The 19,776-nt window shown below is 47.0% G+C and carries 22 protein-coding genes and 1 pseudogene; 15 read left to right on the top strand and 8 right to left on the bottom strand.

Going from position 1 to position 19,776, the window contains the following annotated elements:
• The first annotated feature begins 109 nt into the window (after positions 1–109).
• On the top strand, positions 110–1,222 hold the full coding sequence (locus KNO90_RS01485) for a PP2C family protein-serine/threonine phosphatase (RefSeq protein ID WP_215112858.1): 1,113 nt from the start codon (positions 110–112) through the stop codon (positions 1,220–1,222).
• A 37-nt stretch (positions 1,223–1,259) separates the two neighbouring features.
• On the opposite strand, the gene KNO90_RS01480 is transcribed toward KNO90_RS01485, so the two are convergent.
• A complete protein-coding gene (locus KNO90_RS01480) occupies positions 1,260–2,195 on the bottom strand; it encodes a magnesium transporter CorA family protein (RefSeq protein WP_214741010.1) in 936 nt (311 codons plus the stop codon).
• A gap of 156 nt (positions 2,196–2,351) precedes the next feature.
• On the opposite strand from KNO90_RS01480, the gene KNO90_RS01475 reads away from it, so the two are divergent.
• A complete protein-coding gene (locus KNO90_RS01475; protein WP_251127349.1) occupies positions 2,352–2,714 on the top strand; it encodes an Hpt domain-containing protein in 363 nt (120 codons plus the stop codon).
• Positions 2,715–2,747: 33 nt separating this feature from the next.
• Here the strand turns inward: KNO90_RS01475 and KNO90_RS01470 are convergent, their stop codons facing one another.
• Positions 2,748–3,629, bottom strand: a complete 882-nt coding sequence (locus tag KNO90_RS01470) for a chemotaxis protein CheV (RefSeq protein WP_214741006.1) — start codon at positions 3,627–3,629, stop codon at positions 2,748–2,750.
• Positions 3,630–3,850: 221 nt separating this feature from the next.
• Between KNO90_RS01470 and KNO90_RS01465 the strand changes: the two genes are divergently transcribed.
• The 9 genes from KNO90_RS01465 to KNO90_RS01425 all read left to right on the top strand — a co-directional run bounded on the left by KNO90_RS01465 (position 3,851) and on the right by KNO90_RS01425 (position 12,144).
• The gene (locus KNO90_RS01465; protein WP_214741004.1) at positions 3,851–5,287 is read left to right on the top strand and encodes an NADP-dependent glyceraldehyde-3-phosphate dehydrogenase; all 1,437 of its coding nucleotides are present in this window, start codon (positions 3,851–3,853) and stop codon (positions 5,285–5,287) included.
• A gap of 108 nt (positions 5,288–5,395) precedes the next feature.
• Positions 5,396–6,370, top strand: a complete 975-nt coding sequence (locus KNO90_RS01460) for an MBL fold metallo-hydrolase (RefSeq protein ID WP_214741002.1) — start codon at positions 5,396–5,398, stop codon at positions 6,368–6,370.
• Positions 6,367–7,110, top strand: a complete 744-nt coding sequence (locus KNO90_RS01455) for an SDR family NAD(P)-dependent oxidoreductase (RefSeq protein ID WP_215112856.1) — start codon at positions 6,367–6,369, stop codon at positions 7,108–7,110. The genes KNO90_RS01460 and KNO90_RS01455 overlap by 4 nt, the downstream gene beginning before the upstream one ends.
• Positions 7,111–7,123: 13 nt before the next feature.
• The gene (locus KNO90_RS01450) at positions 7,124–8,299 is read left to right on the top strand and encodes an ABC transporter substrate-binding protein (RefSeq protein WP_215112855.1); all 1,176 of its coding nucleotides are present in this window, start codon (positions 7,124–7,126) and stop codon (positions 8,297–8,299) included.
• The gene (locus KNO90_RS01445) at positions 8,286–9,059 is read left to right on the top strand and encodes an ABC transporter permease (RefSeq protein ID WP_215112854.1); all 774 of its coding nucleotides are present in this window, start codon (positions 8,286–8,288) and stop codon (positions 9,057–9,059) included. The genes KNO90_RS01450 and KNO90_RS01445 overlap by 14 nt, the downstream gene beginning before the upstream one ends.
• Complete coding sequence (locus tag KNO90_RS01440; RefSeq protein WP_215112853.1) at positions 9,056–9,763, top strand: ABC transporter permease; 708 nt, start codon at positions 9,056–9,058, stop codon at positions 9,761–9,763. The genes KNO90_RS01445 and KNO90_RS01440 overlap by 4 nt, the downstream gene beginning before the upstream one ends.
• Complete coding sequence (locus tag KNO90_RS01435) at positions 9,760–10,647, top strand: ABC transporter ATP-binding protein (protein WP_215112852.1); 888 nt, start codon at positions 9,760–9,762, stop codon at positions 10,645–10,647. The genes KNO90_RS01440 and KNO90_RS01435 overlap by 4 nt, the downstream gene beginning before the upstream one ends.
• Positions 10,640–11,221 carry a CDP-alcohol phosphatidyltransferase family protein gene (locus tag KNO90_RS01430; RefSeq protein ID WP_215112851.1) on the top strand — a complete coding sequence of 194 codons (582 nt, stop codon included), beginning with the start codon at positions 10,640–10,642 and terminating at the stop codon, positions 11,219–11,221. The genes KNO90_RS01435 and KNO90_RS01430 overlap by 8 nt, the downstream gene beginning before the upstream one ends.
• Entirely contained in the window at positions 11,218–12,144 is a 927-nt protein-coding gene (locus KNO90_RS01425; RefSeq protein WP_215112850.1) for an NAD(P)/FAD-dependent oxidoreductase, read from the top strand. Before KNO90_RS01430 ends, KNO90_RS01425 begins: the two co-directional genes overlap by 4 nt.
• A gap of 36 nt (positions 12,145–12,180) precedes the next feature.
• Here the strand turns inward: KNO90_RS01425 and KNO90_RS01420 are convergent, their stop codons facing one another.
• Positions 12,181–12,495 (bottom strand): thioredoxin family protein, encoded by a 315-nt coding sequence (locus KNO90_RS01420; RefSeq protein WP_214740986.1) that lies wholly within the window; start codon positions 12,493–12,495, stop codon positions 12,181–12,183.
• 129 nt (positions 12,496–12,624) lie between these two features.
• On the opposite strand from KNO90_RS01420, the gene KNO90_RS01415 reads away from it, so the two are divergent.
• Positions 12,625–13,167, top strand: a complete 543-nt coding sequence (locus KNO90_RS01415) for a PadR family transcriptional regulator (RefSeq protein ID WP_214692816.1) — start codon at positions 12,625–12,627, stop codon at positions 13,165–13,167.
• Positions 13,168–13,173: 6 nt separating this feature from the next.
• Here KNO90_RS01415 and KNO90_RS01410 read toward each other — a convergent pair whose 3' ends face one another.
• On the bottom strand, positions 13,174–14,004 hold the full coding sequence (locus tag KNO90_RS01410; protein ID WP_215112849.1) for an aldo/keto reductase: 831 nt from the start codon (positions 14,002–14,004) through the stop codon (positions 13,174–13,176).
• A 72-nt stretch (positions 14,005–14,076) separates the two neighbouring features.
• On the opposite strand from KNO90_RS01410, the gene KNO90_RS01405 reads away from it, so the two are divergent.
• Together KNO90_RS01405 and fur are read left to right on the top strand one after the other, a co-directional pair.
• Positions 14,077–14,607, top strand: coding sequence for an NUDIX domain-containing protein (locus KNO90_RS01405; protein ID WP_214740979.1), 531 nt, complete (start codon positions 14,077–14,079; stop codon positions 14,605–14,607).
• 112 nt (positions 14,608–14,719) lie between these two features.
• Positions 14,720–15,199, top strand: coding sequence for a ferric iron uptake transcriptional regulator (gene fur, locus KNO90_RS01400; RefSeq protein ID WP_016509373.1), 480 nt, complete (start codon positions 14,720–14,722; stop codon positions 15,197–15,199).
• 42 nt (positions 15,200–15,241) lie between these two features.
• Here fur and KNO90_RS01395 read toward each other — a convergent pair whose 3' ends face one another.
• From KNO90_RS01395 to KNO90_RS01380, 4 genes and pseudogenes are all read right to left on the bottom strand, one after another.
• Entirely contained in the window at positions 15,242–16,078 is an 837-nt protein-coding gene (locus KNO90_RS01395) for a Cof-type HAD-IIB family hydrolase (protein ID WP_215112848.1), read from the bottom strand.
• A 19-nt stretch (positions 16,079–16,097) separates the two neighbouring features.
• Positions 16,098–16,478 (bottom strand): VOC family protein, encoded by a 381-nt coding sequence (locus tag KNO90_RS01390; RefSeq protein WP_214740975.1) that lies wholly within the window; start codon positions 16,476–16,478, stop codon positions 16,098–16,100.
• Positions 16,475–17,644: pseudogene (locus tag KNO90_RS01385) on the bottom strand (MFS transporter). The gene KNO90_RS01390 and the pseudogene KNO90_RS01385 overlap by 4 nt, the downstream one beginning before the upstream one ends.
• Complete coding sequence (locus tag KNO90_RS01380) at positions 17,641–18,651, bottom strand: ROK family protein (RefSeq protein WP_215112847.1); 1,011 nt, start codon at positions 18,649–18,651, stop codon at positions 17,641–17,643. Before KNO90_RS01380 ends, KNO90_RS01385 begins: the two are co-directional and overlap by 4 nt.
• Before the next feature lie 226 nt (positions 18,652–18,877).
• On the opposite strand from KNO90_RS01380, the gene xerD reads away from it, so the two are divergent.
• Positions 18,878–19,762, top strand: a complete 885-nt coding sequence (xerD, locus tag KNO90_RS01375; RefSeq protein ID WP_214740969.1) for a site-specific tyrosine recombinase XerD — start codon at positions 18,878–18,880, stop codon at positions 19,760–19,762.
• The last annotated feature ends 14 nt before the right edge of the window (positions 19,763–19,776 follow it).

The following is a 19,776-nucleotide window of genomic DNA, read 5'->3' as shown; positions in this document are numbered from 1 at the left end:
TAGTGAGTCGCCTCTTCAACTGGAATGAACAGACGGTTATTCATAGTGCCACTGAAAAGATATGGTACAATACATTATAGAACATTATGCAGAGAAGGAAGGGATAGTCATGGCGATTTTAATTGTGGACGATGAACCGGTCAATACGCTTGTACTTGAGCAACTGCTTCACCAGCACGACTATAAGACGATATCGGTCTCGAGCGGGGAAGAAGCGCTCGACTTATTGATGGCACCACAAGCCGCATCGCTTTATGATCTCGTCCTACTGGATGTCGAGATGCCTGGGATTTCCGGGATCGAGACATGCAATCGAATTCGTCAGATGGCAGATTACGAGGAGATGCCAATCATCATGGTTTCGGGTCGTACAGATGAAAAGCAGATTGCGGAAGGACTCGATGCAGGGGCGTCAGACTATACGACAAAACCGATTAAAGTGACGGAACTCCTGGCGCGAATTCGATCTGCACTACGTTATAAGGCTGCAGTCGACGAACGAAAAATTTATGAGGCTCGTCTTCAATATGATTTGGATCTTGCTCAAAAGATTCAACAGAGCGCGCTCACGCCACCGATCAGTAATGAGGAAATTGATGTACGCGCTTTATACTTACCATCCAAAAAATTAGCAGGAGACATGTATGCGTGGTTCCAAGTCGCACCAGACCGATACGGGGTCATTATCTTTGACGTCATGGGACATGGGGTCTCATCGGCGCTCATCACGATGGGAATTCGTTCAATTCTTCCGGGTCTTGTCGGTAACGTACAATATCCGGTCGATGTGATGACGGAATTGAACCGTCAAATGACGTTCTTGTTTTCGGGTGATGATATGCATAGCTACTTTACAGCAGTCTACTGTTACATCGATACGACGAGACGTCGAATCGAATATGTGAATGCAGGTCATCCGCCCGTCATTGTGACGTCAGAAGAAGGCAATTGCCGACTCGAGACGACTGGGGTACCGGTCGGCATGTTCGAGGAACCGAACTATGAGTCAAAAGAGATTGATATCACGCCTAATATGACGCTTCATATGTATACGGACGGACTCATGGAATGCTATAGCAAAGATATCGATGACGGCATCCGATGGCTTGAGAAAGACGTTGCCACACATGGTCTCGACTTCAGTCGACACATTGCAGAACAACTCGTGCCGAAGATTGAGATCGAAGACGACCTATGTCTCGTCACGGTTAAAATTACATGAAGAGAGCCTGGCGCATATAGCGTCAGGCTCTTGCTCGTTAGAAATATCGTTTTCGCCACAGAATATAAAAAGCGAGACCGGAAAATCCAATCATCATCGCAATCGCCATAATGAATCCGAACGATTGCCCTTCCCAAGGGACTTGGACGTTCATTCCGAATATTCCGGATATCATCGTTGGAATACTAAGGACGATGGTAATCGACGCCAAAAATTTCATGACGAAGTTGACGTTGTTCGAGATGATCGATCCAAACGCTTCCATCTTGATGCTGATGATGTCGTTGTAAATCGATGCCATTTCCATCGCTTGACGGTGTTCGACAAAGACGTCCTCTAGCAGTTCCTCGTCCTCTTCATGTTTCTCCAAACTCGGCGTCTTAACGATTCGGTCTAAAACACTATCGTTCGCTTTTAACGAGGTCATGAAGTAGACAAGCGATTTTTGAAGATTCATCAATTGAAAAATTTCTTGGTTTCGCATCGAGCGTTGCAACTCTTGCTCAAGTTCGTCCATTCTGCGGTCGATTTGACGCAAGAAGCGCAAATACGTCATACTCACCCGATGTAAAATCTGAAAGACAAAACGGCTTCTGTAGTTCGTCCGGAACAGTCTTGCCTTTCCATTTGCGAACAAATTCAACACGTCGAGTTCTCGCGAGCAGACGGTGATGAAATGTCGTCCGGTCACGATGATACCGAGTGGGATGGTATTATAGGCGCGACCGGTATCGTCTTCTTCCACATAAGGGACGTCGATGATCATGAGTAGCCCTTCATCATCTTTTTCAAAACGTGGTTTTTCTTCAATATCAAGTGGATCGTATACAAAGTCTTCTGGAATGCCGGACGCCTCGATGACTTGATCGGCCTCATCTTTTGTCGGATTCACGAGTTGAATCCAGCTTCCTTTATCAAAGTCTTCGATTTCATCCACATGGCCTGATGCGTCAGTACGGTAAATCGTCAGCATGCATCTTCCTCCTACCTTAACTCAATCTTATTATAGGTAGCCAAAATGAAGAGTGCAATCCAAAGCAGGAGTTTTTTTGTTTTCTCTCGAAAACGTGTTACAGTGTAGGGGAACGATTCGATGATCGTTTATAGAGGAGGGGTTACATTGACAAGAATGCCCGAAGACGCTCTGTTCAGTGAAGAAAAGTTAGCGGAGCTCCACCAAATCGCAAATGGAAACATGGATTTTTTAAATAAAATTGCAACCACATACATTCAACAATTTGAGGCGAAATACCCTGAGCTAGAGGCTGCAGTCGAGTCGAACGATTATGCTAAAGTCGAGCAGATTGGTCATTTATTGAAAGGGGCATCTTATTCAGTTGGACTCAATCAGACAGCCCTTCTTTTCCATGACCTTGAAGTGGCGGGAGAAAATGCACATTTAGATGGTGCGTACGAAACATTGGCAATGATCGAGTCTCATAGTAAGCGCTTTTTAACCGAATGGAACACTCATTTCGAACAGTTCACATAAAAAAGTTTGCGACGGAAAAGTCGCAAACTTTTTTTAACCTACAAATTCATCGAGTGTCGCAATGAGGATCCCGATTTCAGGTTTCGTGATTTGGGCGTTCGCACCGACGGCCTCTCCTTTATGTTTCAAATCGTCTGAGATTAGAGACGAGAAGATGATAATTGGAAGGTTGGCATAACGATCCATTTCACGTAGACGTTTCGTCAAGTGAAGTCCATCCATCTGTGGCATCTCAATATCGGTGATGAGTAAATCACATTCGGCACCGTCTTTCTCAAACGCATCGAGTGCCTCTTTCCCATTGTTGAAGACTGTCGTGTTGAAGTAGCCGGCATCATCTAATGTGTCAAGAATCAGTGTGCGTAGCATCTCTGAATCTTCGGCGAGCCAAATATTTTTGTTCGAACGTTCGCGAGCACCGAGGCGCTTCACGGATTCACGTGCCATGATATCCTTACGTGACAACTCGAGCGCGATTCGCTCGTAGTCGAGCAAAATGATCATCTGATCACCCGTTTTGACGACACCGTTCGTAATACCTTGTACGCCACGTGCGAGATCAGAAGGTGTATCGATTTGTTCCCACGAGATACGTTTAATTTCGGTCACCTGGTCGACACGAAGAACCGATTTCTCACCGTTAAACTCACAGACAATCAAGCGGTCGTCACTACCGACTTCACGTGGGTGACTGATGACCATCGGAAGATCGATGACGGTCATGACCTCTCCACGCAACTCAATTAGCCCCATAATGGCTTCTGGTGTACCCGGAAGTGGTGTCAATGGAAGCATCGTGATAATTTCGCGTACTTTCATGACGTTGATACCAAATAGAAACGGTCCGGCTTGGAAAATCACGATTTCAAGCTCGTTTGTTCCAGCTTCAAGTAAAATATTATGATCAGTGCTCAATGGAAGTCCCTCCTGTTTCACATACTCTCTTCTTTACTATCGGTTTCAATCGACAAATCTACAGTAAAAAAACCTGTATGTCTGATGAGAATTCACAAAAAGTTTCATAGTAACCGTTTACATCTCATAAACCGAATCGTTATAGTTGTCCAATGCAAAAAAATCTGCATACAATGGGGTTGGCAACGAGATATTACAGCTTACTCAGGAGGCAGATAGAGATGATGAGTATGAACACATATCCATATTTATTGAATGGTCAATGGCAGGAATCTTCAAGTAACGAAACGATTGAACTCGTTTCACCATATAAAGACGAAGTCGTAGGTCGCGTACAAGCGATGTCACGTGACGAAGTCGATGAAGCGATTCATGGCGCAAAACGTGCACAACAAGAATGGGCGGCGCTTCCGGTCAACAAGCGCGCTGAACTGTTGTATGCATGGGCAGAAAAACTCGAAGAACGTGTAGATGAGATTGGTCAAATCATCATGCAGGAAGTCGGGAAAAACTTGAACGACGCGAAGAAAGAAGTCGTCCGTACGGCAGAAATCATTCGTTACACGGCAGAAGAAGGCATTCGTTTCAATGGTGGATTCATGCAAGGTGATTCGTTCCCTGGTGGTTCGAAAAACAAGATGGCCATCATCAAAAAAGAAGCGCTCGGTGTCGTCCTCGCGATTTCACCGTTCAATTATCCGGTCAACTTGGCAGCGGCGAAAATTGCGCCAGCTCTCGTCACCGGGAATGCGGTCGTCTTCAAACCGGCGACACAAGGTGCAATTAGTGGCATCAAGATGGTCGAAGCCCTTCATGATGCAGGTCTACCGAAAGGTCTGTTGAACCTTGTGACAGGTCGCGGTTCGGTCATCGGTGACTATTTGACATCACACCCAGGAATCGACATGATCACGTTCACAGGTGGAACGGGTACGGGTCAACACTTGTCACAACAAGCGTCGATGGTACCGGTCGTGCTCGAACTCGGTGGGAAAGACCCTGCCCTCGTATTAGAGGATGCAGACATGACGTTAGCTGCTGATCAAATCATCAGTGGGGCATACTCCTATTCAGGTCAACGCTGTACGGCAATCAAACGCGTCTTCGTCCTTGAAGATCAAGCGGATGAACTCGTCGGTATGTTAAAAGAACGTGTTGAAAAACTTTCAGTCGGTTCACCTGAAGAGAACAGCTTCATCGTGCCTTTAGTTGATGGAAAAACGGCAGATTATGTACAAGGTCTGATTGACGATGCTGTCAACAAAAAGGCAACGGTCGTTTACGGCAATAAGCGTGAAGGAAACTTGCTACATCCGACGTTACTCGATCACGTGACGACAGAGATGCGTGTCGCATGGGAAGAACCGTTCGGTCCAGTCCTTCCGATTATCCGCGTGAAATCACTCGACGAGATGATTACACTCACGAACGAATCGGAATTCGGTCTCCAGGCAAGTGTCTTCACACAGAATGTAAATAGCGCCTTCACGGTCGCGGACAAGTTAGAAGTCGGTACGGTCCAAGTGAACGGACGCACGGAACGCGGTCCAGACCACTTCCCGTTCATCGGTGTCAAACAGTCGGGACTCGGCGTTCAAGGAATCGGGCGTAGCCTCGAGACAATGACGCGCGACAAAGTGACGGTTATCAACTTATAATATTCACCATTCGTGAGGGGGAGATATCCCCCTCTTTTTTGTTTGATTGAAAACGCGTCTTTCAGACAGGTATAATGGAGAAAGACAGGAAGAAGGGGTGGTGATGACGTGGCGGACTGGATTTCTAGCCAACTGGCAAGACTCGATATCCCGACACCGTTCGAAGTGGGGAACGTGAACGTATATATCGTTGAACATATGAATCGCTTTTTCATGGTCGACTGTGGACCAGATACGGAAGAGGCGTGGACCTCGTTGAATCGGCAACTTGAAGAGCTTGAACTCTCATTGGCGGATATCGACTTTTTATTTTTGACGCATCATCACGCTGACCATGCGGGGCAGGCGTGGCGACTTCGTGATGCCTCGATTCCGGTGTATGGGCACGAGAAGCTCGTTCGATACTTAGAACAAACTCCAAACTTCTTGAAGCGGGGCAACCACTTCTTACATGAACTGGCCGTCTCGTTCGGGGCACCGGCGCATCTCGTTGAAAAATTACCGGACTATCGGGAAGCATTACGCTGGATTGGGCCGACGACTGTCACGATGACGTTTGATGACGGGCAATCGTTGACACCGGACGGGGCGTGGCAAACGATTCATTTACCTGGACATGCGAGTGACCAACTCGGCTTGATTGGACCCGGTGGAGTCTTGATTGCCGGAGACCATCTCATCGACAAAGTCGAACCGAACCCACTCATTGAACAGCCGTACGATGACGAAGGCTTCGCTTCACCGGTCATCCTCTATATCGATTCGCTAAAAAAATTACGTGGGATCGATTTGAAGCTCGTCGTCAGTGGCCATGGTGAACCGATTCATCATCCGGAGGAACTAATTGAGAGCCGGATCCGCCAACGGTATGAGCGCAGTGAACAATTGCTTGCCGAATGGGAAGACGGGCTCAGTGTCTTCGATTGGTCGATGAAGTTATATGGAAGAAAGATGAAACGTGGAATGCCACTCGTCTTCAGTGAGGTGTTCGCACGGCTCAGTTTACTCGAAGAACGTGGTGACATCGAAAGGGTTCGTAATGACCATAAATGGATTTATACAAAGAAAGAAGTGATGTCGTGAAACGGGTAGTCATTACTGGTGCGTCAAGCGGGCTCGGTGCCGCATTGGCGCATTCTTTTTATGAAAAAGGATGTAGCGTGATCCTCATTGGAAGACATGAAGAACGTTTGAAAACCATTGCGTCCACGTGTGAAGGTGAATGGATGCGCGCAGACGTCACGAAGGCGGATGCTCTTGTCGATGATGTGATCAAGCAATTTGGGAAGTTTGACGTTTGGGTCAATAATGCAGGAATGGCCGAATTTGATTTTGTGATTGATCAGTCGACCGATGTGATGGAAGAGACGATGCGTGTGAATGCCATCGCGCCGATGCTGTTATCGCGAGATGTTGCTCGCGTAATGGAGCATGATGGCGTCATCGTCAACATCTGTTCGCAAGCAGCGAAAGTGCCAACACCGAAATCGGCCGTTTATGCTGGGTCGAAGGCGGCGCTTTTACAGTTCTCGAACGCGCTCCGACTCGAGTTGAAGCCTCATGGCATTCACGTCATGACGGTCAATCCGGGACCGATTGCCACGCCGTTTTTTGATCGGGCTGACAAAAGTGGTACATATGCGCAAAGTGTTAAAGGAATCATGCTCGATCCGAAACGATTGGCCGATGCGATTGTCAAAGGAAGTTTTACACGCAAACGCGAAATCAATGCCCCGTGGTGGATGAATGTAGGGGCGAATGTGTACGCAATCTGCCCAACCATGTTCGAAATGCTCGCAAAACGGGGATTTGAGAAAAAGTAAAAGGGGGAGAACGATGAAGAAATGGAGAGTATTGTTCGCCACGTTCATGCTCACTTTCGTGGCAGCATGTGGGAATGAACAGGTGGTTGAGTTTTCGGACTCATTTGAAGCTGCGGCTGAGTCAGCGGAAGGGTCGACCGTCAACCTATATATGTGGGGTGGGGACGAGGGAATCAACAGCTATATTGATGACTACGTGGCACCCCGGCTTGAGGAATCTTACGATGTCGAATTAAATCGTGTCGCAATGGATACGGCCGAATTCATTCGACAATTATCACTCGATAAAAAAGCGGACAGACAAGTCGGAACAATCGACGTCGTCTGGATCAATGGCGATAATTTCCGAAATGCGAAAGAAGCTGGACTCCTTCGGAATGGACTGATGGAACGTGTCCCGAATGCCACGTTGTTAAACGAAACGGCACAACAATCAGATGCCGGCACCCCGACAGAGGATTTGGAGCTCGCGTGGGGGAATGTACAGTTCATCTTACATTACGATGCAGCGAAAGTAGACAATCCTCCAAAATCGTTTGAGGAATTACGTCGCTGGACCGAAGACAATCCAGGTCGTTTCACGTATCCTGAAGTCACAGATTTCACGGGGAATGCTTTCGTCCGCCATCTTTTATATGAACGATATGGTGACGAGTTGAACCAAAATGTGACCATTGAAGATTCGTTCTGGGACGATTTAAAAACGTGGTCCCCGAACTTATGGAAAGAGGGACAGACGTATCCAAAGACGCTTGAACAACTCGATCAACTCTATGCATCCGGGGATGTTTGGATGACGATGGGATTCAATGAACGTCGAGCCGAAGGGGAAGTGGTGAACGGAATTTTCCCGAAAGAAACACGCGCACTCGTATTAGATCACTCGATTGCCTCGACACACTTCTTAGCAGTCCCTTTCAATGCACCAAATCCAGATGGGGCGCTCGTCCTCATTCAAGAACTGTTGTCGCCTGAAGCGCAGCTCGTGAAACAAGGTCCTGAATATTGGGGAGATGGGACATCACTCGATTTGACAAAACTTGATGCCAACGACCAAAACGCCTTCGAAGAGCTTGGAGACGGCGTGACGTATCCAAATTCAGAACAGTTACTCGAACGTTCGATTCCAGATTACGGACCGAACGTGATTGATACCGTACGCGAGGAGTGGCCACGTGTTGCGAAGTAGTGTCGCATTGACCATACTTGTGTCACTTTTCCCGCTTACAGCGCTCTTATTTCTGGGTATAGAGGCAACCGGGACGGATTGGGGAGCACTGTTGACGGACGAAACGTGGCGAGATAGTTTCGTCACGACGCTATATGTCGTTAGCGTGTCGACCATGTTATCGCTGGTATTCGGGACATGGCTTGCACGAACGGTCGTCAAACAAAGATGGCGATTCACATCGACAATCTTGAAAATCCCGATGTTCGTTCCTCATATCGCTGCGGCGTATTTGTTTTGGTTATTATTCAGTGGGGCGAATGGCTTTGGTGGGATCGAGGCGAACGAGCGAGATTATGTGACGGTCATTTTGACCTACATATGGAAAGAAATACCGTTCGTCTTTTTGATGATGCTCGGGACGTATGAACAATTGAATCGGGGTTACGTTGAAACGTCGAAAACGCTCCAACTCTCTCCCTATGCACAATTCAAACATGCAGAATTCCCGTTCTTGATTAAGCCGTTGCTCGATTCGACCTGGATTTTAGTCGCTTTTATCTCATTTGCGTATGAGGTTCCGGCACTGCTCGGTGTGACTTATCCAAAATTACTCGGGGTCCTCGCATACGAACGACTCTCAACGGGGCTCTATTTGGAAGCGACCGCACCGTATGCCGTCGCCCTTATTTGGACATGTCTCGTCGGATTCGGTGTATTCGTGTCTTACTTAATGACTGCATCCTTAAGACGACGGATTGAACGGGGGGTGAGGCGATGATTCGTCAAGGATTCATCCTATGTCTTACGTTACTCCCGTTTATCAGTCTCTTTTTTATCGCCCCGTCAATGGGAATCGAAAATAATGAGGCCATTGTTCATACGGTTGGATTGACGATCATTTTATCCGGGATCAATGTGTGGCTCGCGACGACGTTTGCCTGGTGGCTCTTATGGACAGAATCAAGATGGAAACATGTCTTAGAATGGCTCGTGTTTTTACCATTGTTCATTCCGATGCTTGCCACTCTCTTCGGACTTTACCTCATCTTAGCGGAAGTTGGACTGATTGGGACATATGTCGGCGTCATGCTTGCCTTGCTCGTCGTGACGATTCCATATTCAATCCGTCTCGCTTATAACGGAATGGCGGTCATCGGTCGTCCACTTTTAGAACAGGCACGACTATTGCCCATGAGTCGACGGATCGTCTACGTTCTCTATCCGCTCTTCTCGAGAACGATGCGTACCATCGCATTATTCTCGACCGTCATTTTACTCAGTCAATTCGCACTCATTCAGCTGATCGGTGCAGGGTTGATTCCGACGGTGACGACAGAATTGTATCAATCTTATGCGGGAAATAATAGAAGTCTCGCGCTCTCGAACACATGGATGCTCATTTTATTTCCCGTAGTCATCTATTTCCTACTTTCCGGATGGAATCGGTGGATGGTGCGCATGTTGAAAGGACGTTTGCAATGAGTTTGAATGTAGTAGATTTACGTAAACAATTTGGTTCAAGGCAAATACTAGATGATGTTGATTTTGAGGTCGCACTTCACGATATTCACGCAATCGTCGGGGTGAGCGGCTCAGGGAAGTCGACGATTCTCCGAATCATCGCGGGTCTCGAGACGGCTGATGGAGGAGATGTGTGGTGGAATCATCGCTCCTTAAACAACATTCCTGCTCATAAACGTCGCGTGACGATGCTATCGCAGACTGCATTGTTGTTTCCACATCTGACGGTAGGAGAGAACGTCACACTCGCGACACGTAAGCGTTCACGTAAACAAGCAGAACATTGGTTACAAGTCGTTCGCCTCGGTGACCGTTACGATGCTGAAATACATGAACTATCTGGTGGCGAACAGCAACGCGTGAGTCTTGCCCGGGCTTTAGCGGCAGAACCGGAACTTCTGTTATTGGATGAACCGTTCACAAACCTGGACCCGAAACTAAAACTTGATTTGCAACGCTTCATCCGTGACTTAGTGAAAGAGCTCAACCTAACGGCAGTATTGGTCACCCATGACCGAGAAGAGGCGATGCTCATGGCAGATCGAGTGACACTGCTTGAAGCTGGCAAAGTGACACGGACAGGAACGGTAGAGGAATTGTATGACTCTGAACCTGGATTTGGGGACTTTGTCATGATTGCTGGCGAACTTCGACCATTGTCCGAGGTGGAAATATCCGAAACGATTGGTGAACCGGTGCAACTGATGAAAAAGATTTATCGGTTTGGTCAGTGTTTCGGCGAATATCATTTTGAAGATGGAAGGTCGGTCATGTTACCGACGCATGAATGGTTCCAAATCGGAATGATGTATCGAATGAAACGAAAGGAGGAATACCATGCTTGATACGTATGGGAGTCGTTACGTCCAACCCGTCATCGAACGAGGGGCGAATCGACTGCTCAAATGGAACTTCACACCGAATGAAGTAACAATTTTAGGCGGAATCATAGGGGTTTCGACAGGAATCTTTATTTATAATGACATGCACTGGACGGCCGTCATCTTATTGTGGCTATCCGGCTTATTTGATGTCTTGGATGGGACGATGGCACGTAAATCCAAAACGACTGGGTTTGGAACGGTGCTCGACCTCGTCCTCGACCGATTCGTCGAATTATCGGTCGTGATTGCCCTCGCACTCCGATACCCGGAATATATGCCGATTTTTCTCGTTTTGATTGCCTCGTTTGTCATTGCGATGACATTATTTTTAGCTGTCGGAGCGAGTAGTTCAAGGCGATCAGAGAAGACATTTTATTATCAGCCTGGAATCATTGAACGGACTGAGTGTTTCATCTTGTTCACAATGATGATTCTCTTCCCGAACTGGGTTGGCGGGATTGCCCTCATCTTTTTAGTACTTGAAGTGATGACAATCACGCAACGATTCATCGAAGCACGGAGAATTTTGCGATGAAACCACGATTGGTGTTGGTAGGACTCGGTCATGGTCAGCTTGAAATTCTTGATCGTTTAGAGGAGATTCGAGAGCATTACGACGTTCAATTCATTGGAGGGAACCAGACGGTGTATACCGGTGCGTTTCCTCAAGTGATTGCCAAACTCATGAATTCCGCAACAGTGCAACTGCCCCAACTTGAACCGGTCGCAGAACGCGTGCTATCAATTGATCCCCGTCAACAGACCATACAAACGGAACGGGGATTGTTTCACTACGACCAACTCGTGCTGGCCACTGGTGCAAAAAGCCGAGGGATTGGGACGCCGCTCAAACCGATGTCACAAGCTTTACTTGACCACATCGATTCGAGTCCAGTAGTGACAATCGTCGGTGGGGGCAAGGCCGGCGTGGAATTGGCGTTCACGTGTGCAAGGACGAAAGACGTGACGCTTTATGCGAAAACAATTTTGCCAGACGTGCCACTCCATAGACAGAATCAAATCGAACGTCTTTTAGTCAAATCAGGCATTATGGTCGTGAAGCAACAGTTTCAAGAGGATGGATCAGAGGGCCTCTTGTTAGATGCGACGGGCGTTGTTCCCGTAGCATGGTGGGCTGAATCTGGGCTGACAAAACCTGACCGTTTTATTGAAACGGATGAATATTTACGTCATCATCAGTTTACAAATATTTATGTAACTGGGGATATGGCATCCTGCTTAAATGGTGGTGTCGATGCTGTCAGGTCGGGACGCTATGTCGCCAAGCGGTTACTCGGTGAGACGAGTCAACCATTTCGAAGACGTCAATCGATGAATATATTACTGACGACACCAGGTCGTGCCATGCTGACATTTGGACAGCTCACGTGGCATGGACGACTTCCATACTACATGAAGCGATTCATTGACTCACGGTATGTACGTCATTATCATTAAAAAATTCCTGCAGCCGATTGGTCTGCAGGAATCAGGTTATGCTTGAATCGTATCGAGGAATGAACGAATTTGCATCTCCGTCTTGGCGTTTGCCGAGTGGAGGTGTTCTTGTTTTACCCCGTCTTTATAGTAAAGAAGTGAAGGGATGCCGCGAACTTCTTGAGCATCCGATAAATCTGGGAGTTCGTCGCGGTCGACGACATGCCAGTTAAATTGTGGATAGTCCTTGACGAGCTCGTCGACATACATGTCGAGACGTTTGCAGTCTGGGCACCATGATGTAGTGAAGACCACCATTCCATGATCTTTTGTGGCTTCGTCAAATTGTTGTGATGAATGAATCGGTTGCATAGACAACTCTCCTTTCTTCTATCTATTTTGTCGGGTTTTACACGAGTCGTCAACAGATTGGCATTCATAAATCCACAGAAGAATGTGATACACTTATAAAAATAGCATGATAAGGAAAAGGTGATGGATATGGCGTTACGTCACGCATTGCTCGGGTTATTGACCCATCAGCCTGCGACCGGGTATGCCCTGAACGCAACGTTCAAGGCGCAGATGATTCATTTTTGGAACGCACATCATACACAGATTTATCGGGAACTGTTAAAGATGGAAGAAGATGACCTCGTCTCAGCGGAGCATATTTCGCAACAGGAGTTGCCAGATAAGAAAATCTACTCGATCACGGACCAAGGACGTGAGGAGTTGATCAACTGGCTACGTCAACCGACAACGTTTCAACCAAAAATGAAAGATGAGAACCTATTGCGAGTCAGTTTGCTTCAATTGCTTCCGGTCGAAGAAGCGGTCCGATATATTGAAGAGACAAAAGCCCATCACGAACAAGTTGCGCAACAAATTCGGATGTTTCAAGAAGAACATCAATCGGATGAAGATACGCTCGGTTATTTATTGACGAGTGAGTATGCGATTCGGATGATGGAAAACTATGCCGGATGGGCAGACTGGGCAATCGAACAGATTAAAGCGCGTAATGAAAAACACGTGACCTGAAACCGTTCAGGTCACGTGTTTTGTATATGGATGGATGGGCAGACGGGCAAGTAGTCGGTCTAGCGCTTCTTCATCCACTTCACTCTCAAACGCTCGAATCGTTTCATTTAACTGAGTGACAGAAGATGTACCCGGTAAGACGACGTCACAGAACCGTTTCGCGGCAGCGAGCGCGTAGGCTTGAATTGGCTGAGGCATCATCGTGAGCTCACTTGAGAGTTTGTCGTTCGACCACGCCTCAAATCCTTTATCCCCGAGACGCTTCTCCCATTCATCCGTTAATAGTCCTTTGGCAAGAACACCTCGACCAACAATAGGAATTGAAACGTCAAGCGTCTCTGGTCGTCGATCAAGAAGCGAATACGGCGTCATAAGCACATCGAGAGCTCCGGAAGCGGCCCAATGTTTGATGACGTTCGGTCGAATCGACGAAAGTCCGATTTGTCGGATGAGACCTTCACGTTTTTGTGTTTTCGCCCATTCAATCGTTGCATCGAGGTCGTCCTCGAGCGTACCGCCGTGAATATAATACAAATCCAGATATTCGGTCTGCAATCGCTCAAGCGATCCGTGTAACGCTTCCTCTAAATAGGACGGATCAGGATTCCAACGCATCCCGTCCTCAGTCAATTCATTCCCGCCTTTACTCGCCAAAAAGAGCTGTTTTCGTTCCTGACCTAACGTTTCACCGATGATACGCTCGACAGCTTGTCGCGCATAGACGTCTGCTGTATCGATATGGCGAATCCCAGATTGAACGGCTGTCTCTAGGATCTTCTTCGCCTCAACCTCTCCATGTTTCAAAATCGTCATCGTTCCGAGTCCGAGTTCACTCATATAGATTCCTCCTTGTTCGAAATGTTGGTTTGACTCATAATCAGAGTATATCGAAAAGTGAGGGGTAATCATATGGAAGAAAAAACGATTGAGCGGGAAGTTATCTATCAAGGAAAAATCTTCGATGTGGAAAAGCATGTCGTTTCCCTTCCGAATGGAAACACATCGGTACGTGAACTTGTCTACCATAACGGAGCGGTTGCTGTGCTCGTCATTGATGAATCGGACAAGATTGTCATGGTGGAGCAGTACCGAAAAGCGTTTGAATCGATGTCGCTTGAAATCCCAGCAGGCAAACTTGAAAAAGGCGAAGAACCGGTATCGAGTGCTGAACGTGAGTTAGCTGAAGAGACGGGATATACGGCAGAGTCGCTCGAGAAGATTTTCTCTTTCTACGGAGCCCCAGGTTTTTGCAGTGAGCGAGTCGATGTGTTTGTCGCGAGAGGATTATCTGCCGGCGAGATGAACCTCGATGAAGATGAATTTTTAAACGTGAAGCGATATTCTTTTGACGAGGCGGTCGATTTGCTGAACAGAGGTGTCATCACCGATGCGAAGACGATTATGGCGATTCAATGGTGGCAATTGTCTAGATTGAAATAATTCTAATCTAGAAACTTATATGGTAAACTTACATAGTAATGATTTTAAATTGAAAATTGCGTAAAACTTCGGTATGCTTTGAGTAGTGAACTATGTAAAGAGGGGGCGCCTTATGGAAACGCGAATTGAACGAATTAAACAGCAATTGAGCGCCAAAGGATATAAATTAACACCACAACGTGAATCAACAGTACGCATCTTACTTGAGAATGAGACGGACCATTTGAGTGCAGAGAATGTATTCATGCTCGTCAAGAGCATTGCACCTGAAATTGGACTCGCTACGGTCTATCGTACATTAGAGTTGTTGACAGAACTCGGTGTCGTCGATAAAGTCAACTTCGGTGACGGGGTCGCACGCTTCGACCTGCGACCAGAAGGCGCGAATCATTCGCACCACCACCTCGTCTGTGTCGAATGCGGCTCGGTCGAGGAGATTATGGAAGATTTGCTCGTTGATGTGGAGAAAAAAGTCGAGAGCAAATACGAATTTTTGATTAAGGACCATCGCTTGACGTTTCATGGTATCTGCAAAGTATGCCAAGCAAAAGGCGTCACGCTCGAAGGTCATAAAGCAGTCATCAACGGTTAATGTATAAAGGACAGACGACCTATTCAGGTCATCTGTCCTTTTTCAATGTGTAATATAACGTTCAAGAATCTTCGAAATCCCGTCATCATTGTTTGATGTTGTGACTTCAGTCGCTATGTCGATCAATGCATCGACGGCATTTCCCATGGCAATCCCGATTCCCGCATATTCAATGATTGAACGGTCGTTATGACCATCTCCGAAAGCGATGACCTGGTCACGGTCAATCCCTAATTCCTTGAAGACGTGACGTAACGCTTTCGCTTTATCGATGCCTAAATCGGTGAATTCATAATACATCGCCGCTGTGAACATGCTCGTGACCCGCCCTATGAATGGGGCAGCTAGGGCTGGGGCATTTTCTCGTAAGTATGACGGTTCACCAGCAACCAGAATCTTGTGGACTGGAAAGTCGATGATGTCGATCAGGCTCGGTTCTTCTCGCAATTGGAACTGACCTCCTCTTGATTCATATTCGATGATGTTGATCAATTTTCCATTTACGTCAAGTTGTCCTTCGAATACGTCTCGAACATACATATACGTATCATCGTTAATCATTGGGATGACCTCGTAATTCTCTAAATGCTCTAAAATCGAGCGGACATCATCGATTTGCATCGCTTGTTCAAATAACGTGTCGCCTGTTGAAGCGTCCGTGACACACGCCCCATTTGAGGAGACAATCAGTCCATCGAACTCGTTCAGTTTTAACTCTTCAGCATAGCAAATCATGCCTCGTTTCGGACGTCCTGACGCAAGCACCACTTTCACACCTTGTGCTTGCAATGCTAGTAGCGTACGCTTCGTTTGTTCCGTGATCATTTTATCGTCATTTAAGAGTGTGCCGTCTAAATCAAGTAAAATTGCCTGGATCATGTGTGTTGTCTCCTTTTGATTAAATGGTCAATTCGACAGTGTTACCCTCTGGATCAAGGATGACACTTTCATAATAGCCGTCACCGGTCATCCGTGGACCGTCGACATGTGTGTATCCATCAAGTTGAAAACGTTCCGTCAATGCATCTACCGTTTGCGTACTCCCGAGCGAGAAGGCGATGTGTGCATAGCCAATCGTTTCTTTTGGATGCGATACGAGATTTGGCCGTTGCATTATCTCGAGTCGGCAACGTGAATCTGGAAACGTCAAAAAGTATGATTCAAACTGTTTCTTCTTGTTTTCATATTTATCATTGGACTTTGCGCCAAAATAGACTTCATAAAATCGGCGCATGTTTTCGATGTCGTTCACCCAAATCGCGACATGTTCGATTCTCATATCTTCTCCTCCTGTGGTGTGCGTCTAAGGATTTGATTCAATCGTTCTGTATTGAAGAGCATCCCGGTCATAATCAAGATGATCACGACCGGTAAAAAGCGGAGTGAGGTCATAGATACAATCAATCCGAATAGTGGGGGGAGAAACGTACTCCCTGAGTAGGCAAATGCCATTTGAAAACCCATCAATCGCTTCGATTGTGCCGAGCCGAACCGACTCGGCGTATCGTGAAGCATGCTCGGATATATCGGTGCCAATCCAAAACCGATCAACATTAATCCGATTAGCATCGTCGCGGACGTCGGGATGAAGAAAAGGATGCTACCGAAGAGAGCGAGCATTTGTCCCATCCGAATCATCTGTCTGTTCGTGAAACGGAAGGAGAGGAATCCGCTCAGGAATCGTCCGATTGTGATGCTGCCATAGTAGATGGACACCCATGCTGCTGCTGTCGCAATCGAAAACTGTTTCAGCTGAACGAGATAACTACTCGTCCATAACCCAATCAACGCTTCGACCCCGCAGTAAAGTAAAAATGTGACCAACGCATAGGAGACTCCTGTCGGTAGCTTACGATTGAGTGTTGTTACGGCTGTTTCTTGAAGTTGTGAAATGGACGTCTCTTTCTGTTTCCAAAGTGGAAAGGATAACCACAATATGAGAGCTAAGCTGAACTGAACGGCAGCGATGATCAAATAGCCGTCCCGCCATCCATTCTCCGTCAATACACTCGCCATAACGAGTGGCCCTCCGGTAGCGCCAATCCCCCAAAAACAATGTAGCCAGTTCATGTGGTGCGCCTTATAATGTTCCGCCACGTAATGGTTCAGTGCGGCATCGACGGCACCCGCTCCGAGTCCGAGCGGGATGGCGACCACAAATAACCAACCGATTGAAGGCGCGATGTAAAATCCAAATAGACAGATCGCGGTGAGCAACGTTGAACCGAATGTAACTTGTTTCGTGTCGAAACGTTCCAACAGCTTCCCGCTTAATAGGCTTGAAAGAATCGTTCCCCCGGCTATCGTCATGAAAATCCATCCGAGCATCGATACAGGTGCTGAGAATTCTCGATGCATAAGTGGTCACCCGACACCGAGCAATGCATCTGGAAGACCAAGGCTGATAAACGCGATATAAATCACGGCCAATAATAAAATCGTCATACGCCACCTCGCTGAATCGTTTCGAGCATCAATTCAATACCAAGTCGTGCTAGTCCAGAAAAATAATCTTCTTCCCATTCCCCTATGTGAAGAACAGGAATGTGACGAGAAGGGAGATATCGTTCACATGCACGATTAATGTGAGGCAAATCTTCTAGAACGAGATCGACATCTGAAAAAATGAATGCATGTGGGTTGAGTGTCGCAGCGAACGTAGCGACTAGACGTCCCATTGCATCAATCTCTTCTTCTTTCAGGACGTTCGGTCCATAAGACTTGTTTTTAATTCGGTCATAAAAAGATGCATGATCATAAAGCGGAAGAAACGAAACCTCGCCGCTGAATCCGGATTGTCCCCTGACGACATGTCCATCGACTAAGATGCCGGCACCGGGACCGTTTTTCCCAAGCCCGAGATAGACGATAGACTGATGTGTTGAGGTCTCATCCCGTTTAGAGAATCCGTAGACGGCAGCGTTCATATCATTTTCAATGACGACCGGAAGGCCGGTCCGGTCCATCAACCAATTCTTCAAATCTAAATGAGCCAGAGACGGATATTCTGGGGCGAAAACAATCCGACCCCTATCTACTGCAGCGGCGACGCCGACAGAGATGGCGCCAAGCTTTATGGTGTGTTGATCGAATGCATCAACGAGGGTGCCTAACGTCTCTAAATGAGTTCCCGTGACGAAAGACACGCCTTCCTCTGCAATCTGATTTTGACAGTCAATCAAGCGATAGTGAATCTCGTTCGCTTCGATATATAAGGTCAGGCAATGTCGGAAGGTTGAATTGTAACGATAACTTTTTGCAGGACGTCCACCTTTAGGAGCGTGTTGCCCATGTTCGATGACCTCACCATATTCAATCATGTCATCGATAATTTTTTTTACGGTGGGGAATGAAACGTGTGTGATCTTACTTAACTCAGAGACCGTCGATACGTCGTGGAGGACGATTTGCTTTCGGATGTCGACCAGTAATTCATGTTGTGGATCTTTCATCACAATCAAACTCCAATCTACTTTTTAAAATATTTTAATAAGTCATACGTAGTATATCGCTTCTGTGTTGGATATGCCAGAAAAATAAGAAAATAGAGCTGTAGATTCCTCACGTTTATGTTCACAAAAAATTGAATAAAAAATGAGGTCAGACATCTTCACAACAGTTTACATAAGTGATATGCTGTAAGCGTATTCAGGTGAAACAAGGAAGGAGGAGGGTATGATGCGTTCGCATATTGAGTCATTTCTTCAATACATGACGGTTGAAAAGCGGATGTCCGCAAATACGAGACAAGCGTATGCGAGCGATTTGACGCAATACGCATCGACCTTGACCCAACTTGAGGTGGAAGATTGGAACGAGGTGACACGATCACACATCGTCAAACATATCGAAGAACTGTCACAAGCAGGACGAGCCTCATCGTCGTTGAGACGGGCTGTCAGTTCAATCCGAATGTTCCATCATCATCTCAAACTGACCGGGGTAACGACGACCGATCCGTCTCTATATTTAGAGACACCAAAAGCAGAGAAACAACTTCCCGATACATGGTCACAAGCGGAAGTCGAGCGACTCTTGGACAGCGTGCCGACGTCCGACCCACTCTCGCTTCGAGACCGTGCCATGCTTGAACTGCTATATGGGACGGGAATGCGAGTCAGTGAACTTTTAGGTCTGGATTTGGATGATTTGCAGTTTGAATTGGGGTATCTACAATGTGAAGGGAAAGGTGAGCGCGCCCGAATCATCCCGGTTTCCTCCGTCGCTCAAGGCTTTGTCGAGCGCTATATCCAGCAAGCTCGTAACGGGCTCGGCGGAAGAGAAACAGAGGCGCTCTTTTTAAACGGAAGAGGGGGACGGCTCAGTCGTCAAGGATTTTGGAAGATGATCAAACGACGTGCCAAACTTGCGGGTATCGATAAAGAGATTACTCCGCATGTGCTCCGTCATTCGTTTGCGACACACCTGCTTGAAAATGGGGCGGATTTACGCGCCATTCAACAGATGCTCGGTCACGCGGATTTGGCGACGACACAAGTGTATACGCATGTCAACAAGTCGCGATTACAGGATGTGTATCGCAAGCATCACCCTCGTGCCTAACTATCGAAAAGGAG

This window comes from Exiguobacterium sp. s63, from assembly GCF_018617335.1.
Classification (GTDB): Bacteria; Bacillota; Bacilli; order Exiguobacteriales; family Exiguobacteriaceae; genus Exiguobacterium.
The sequence above is the reverse complement of the archived record's forward strand: the minus strand, read 5'-3'. Positions and strand labels throughout refer to the sequence as shown.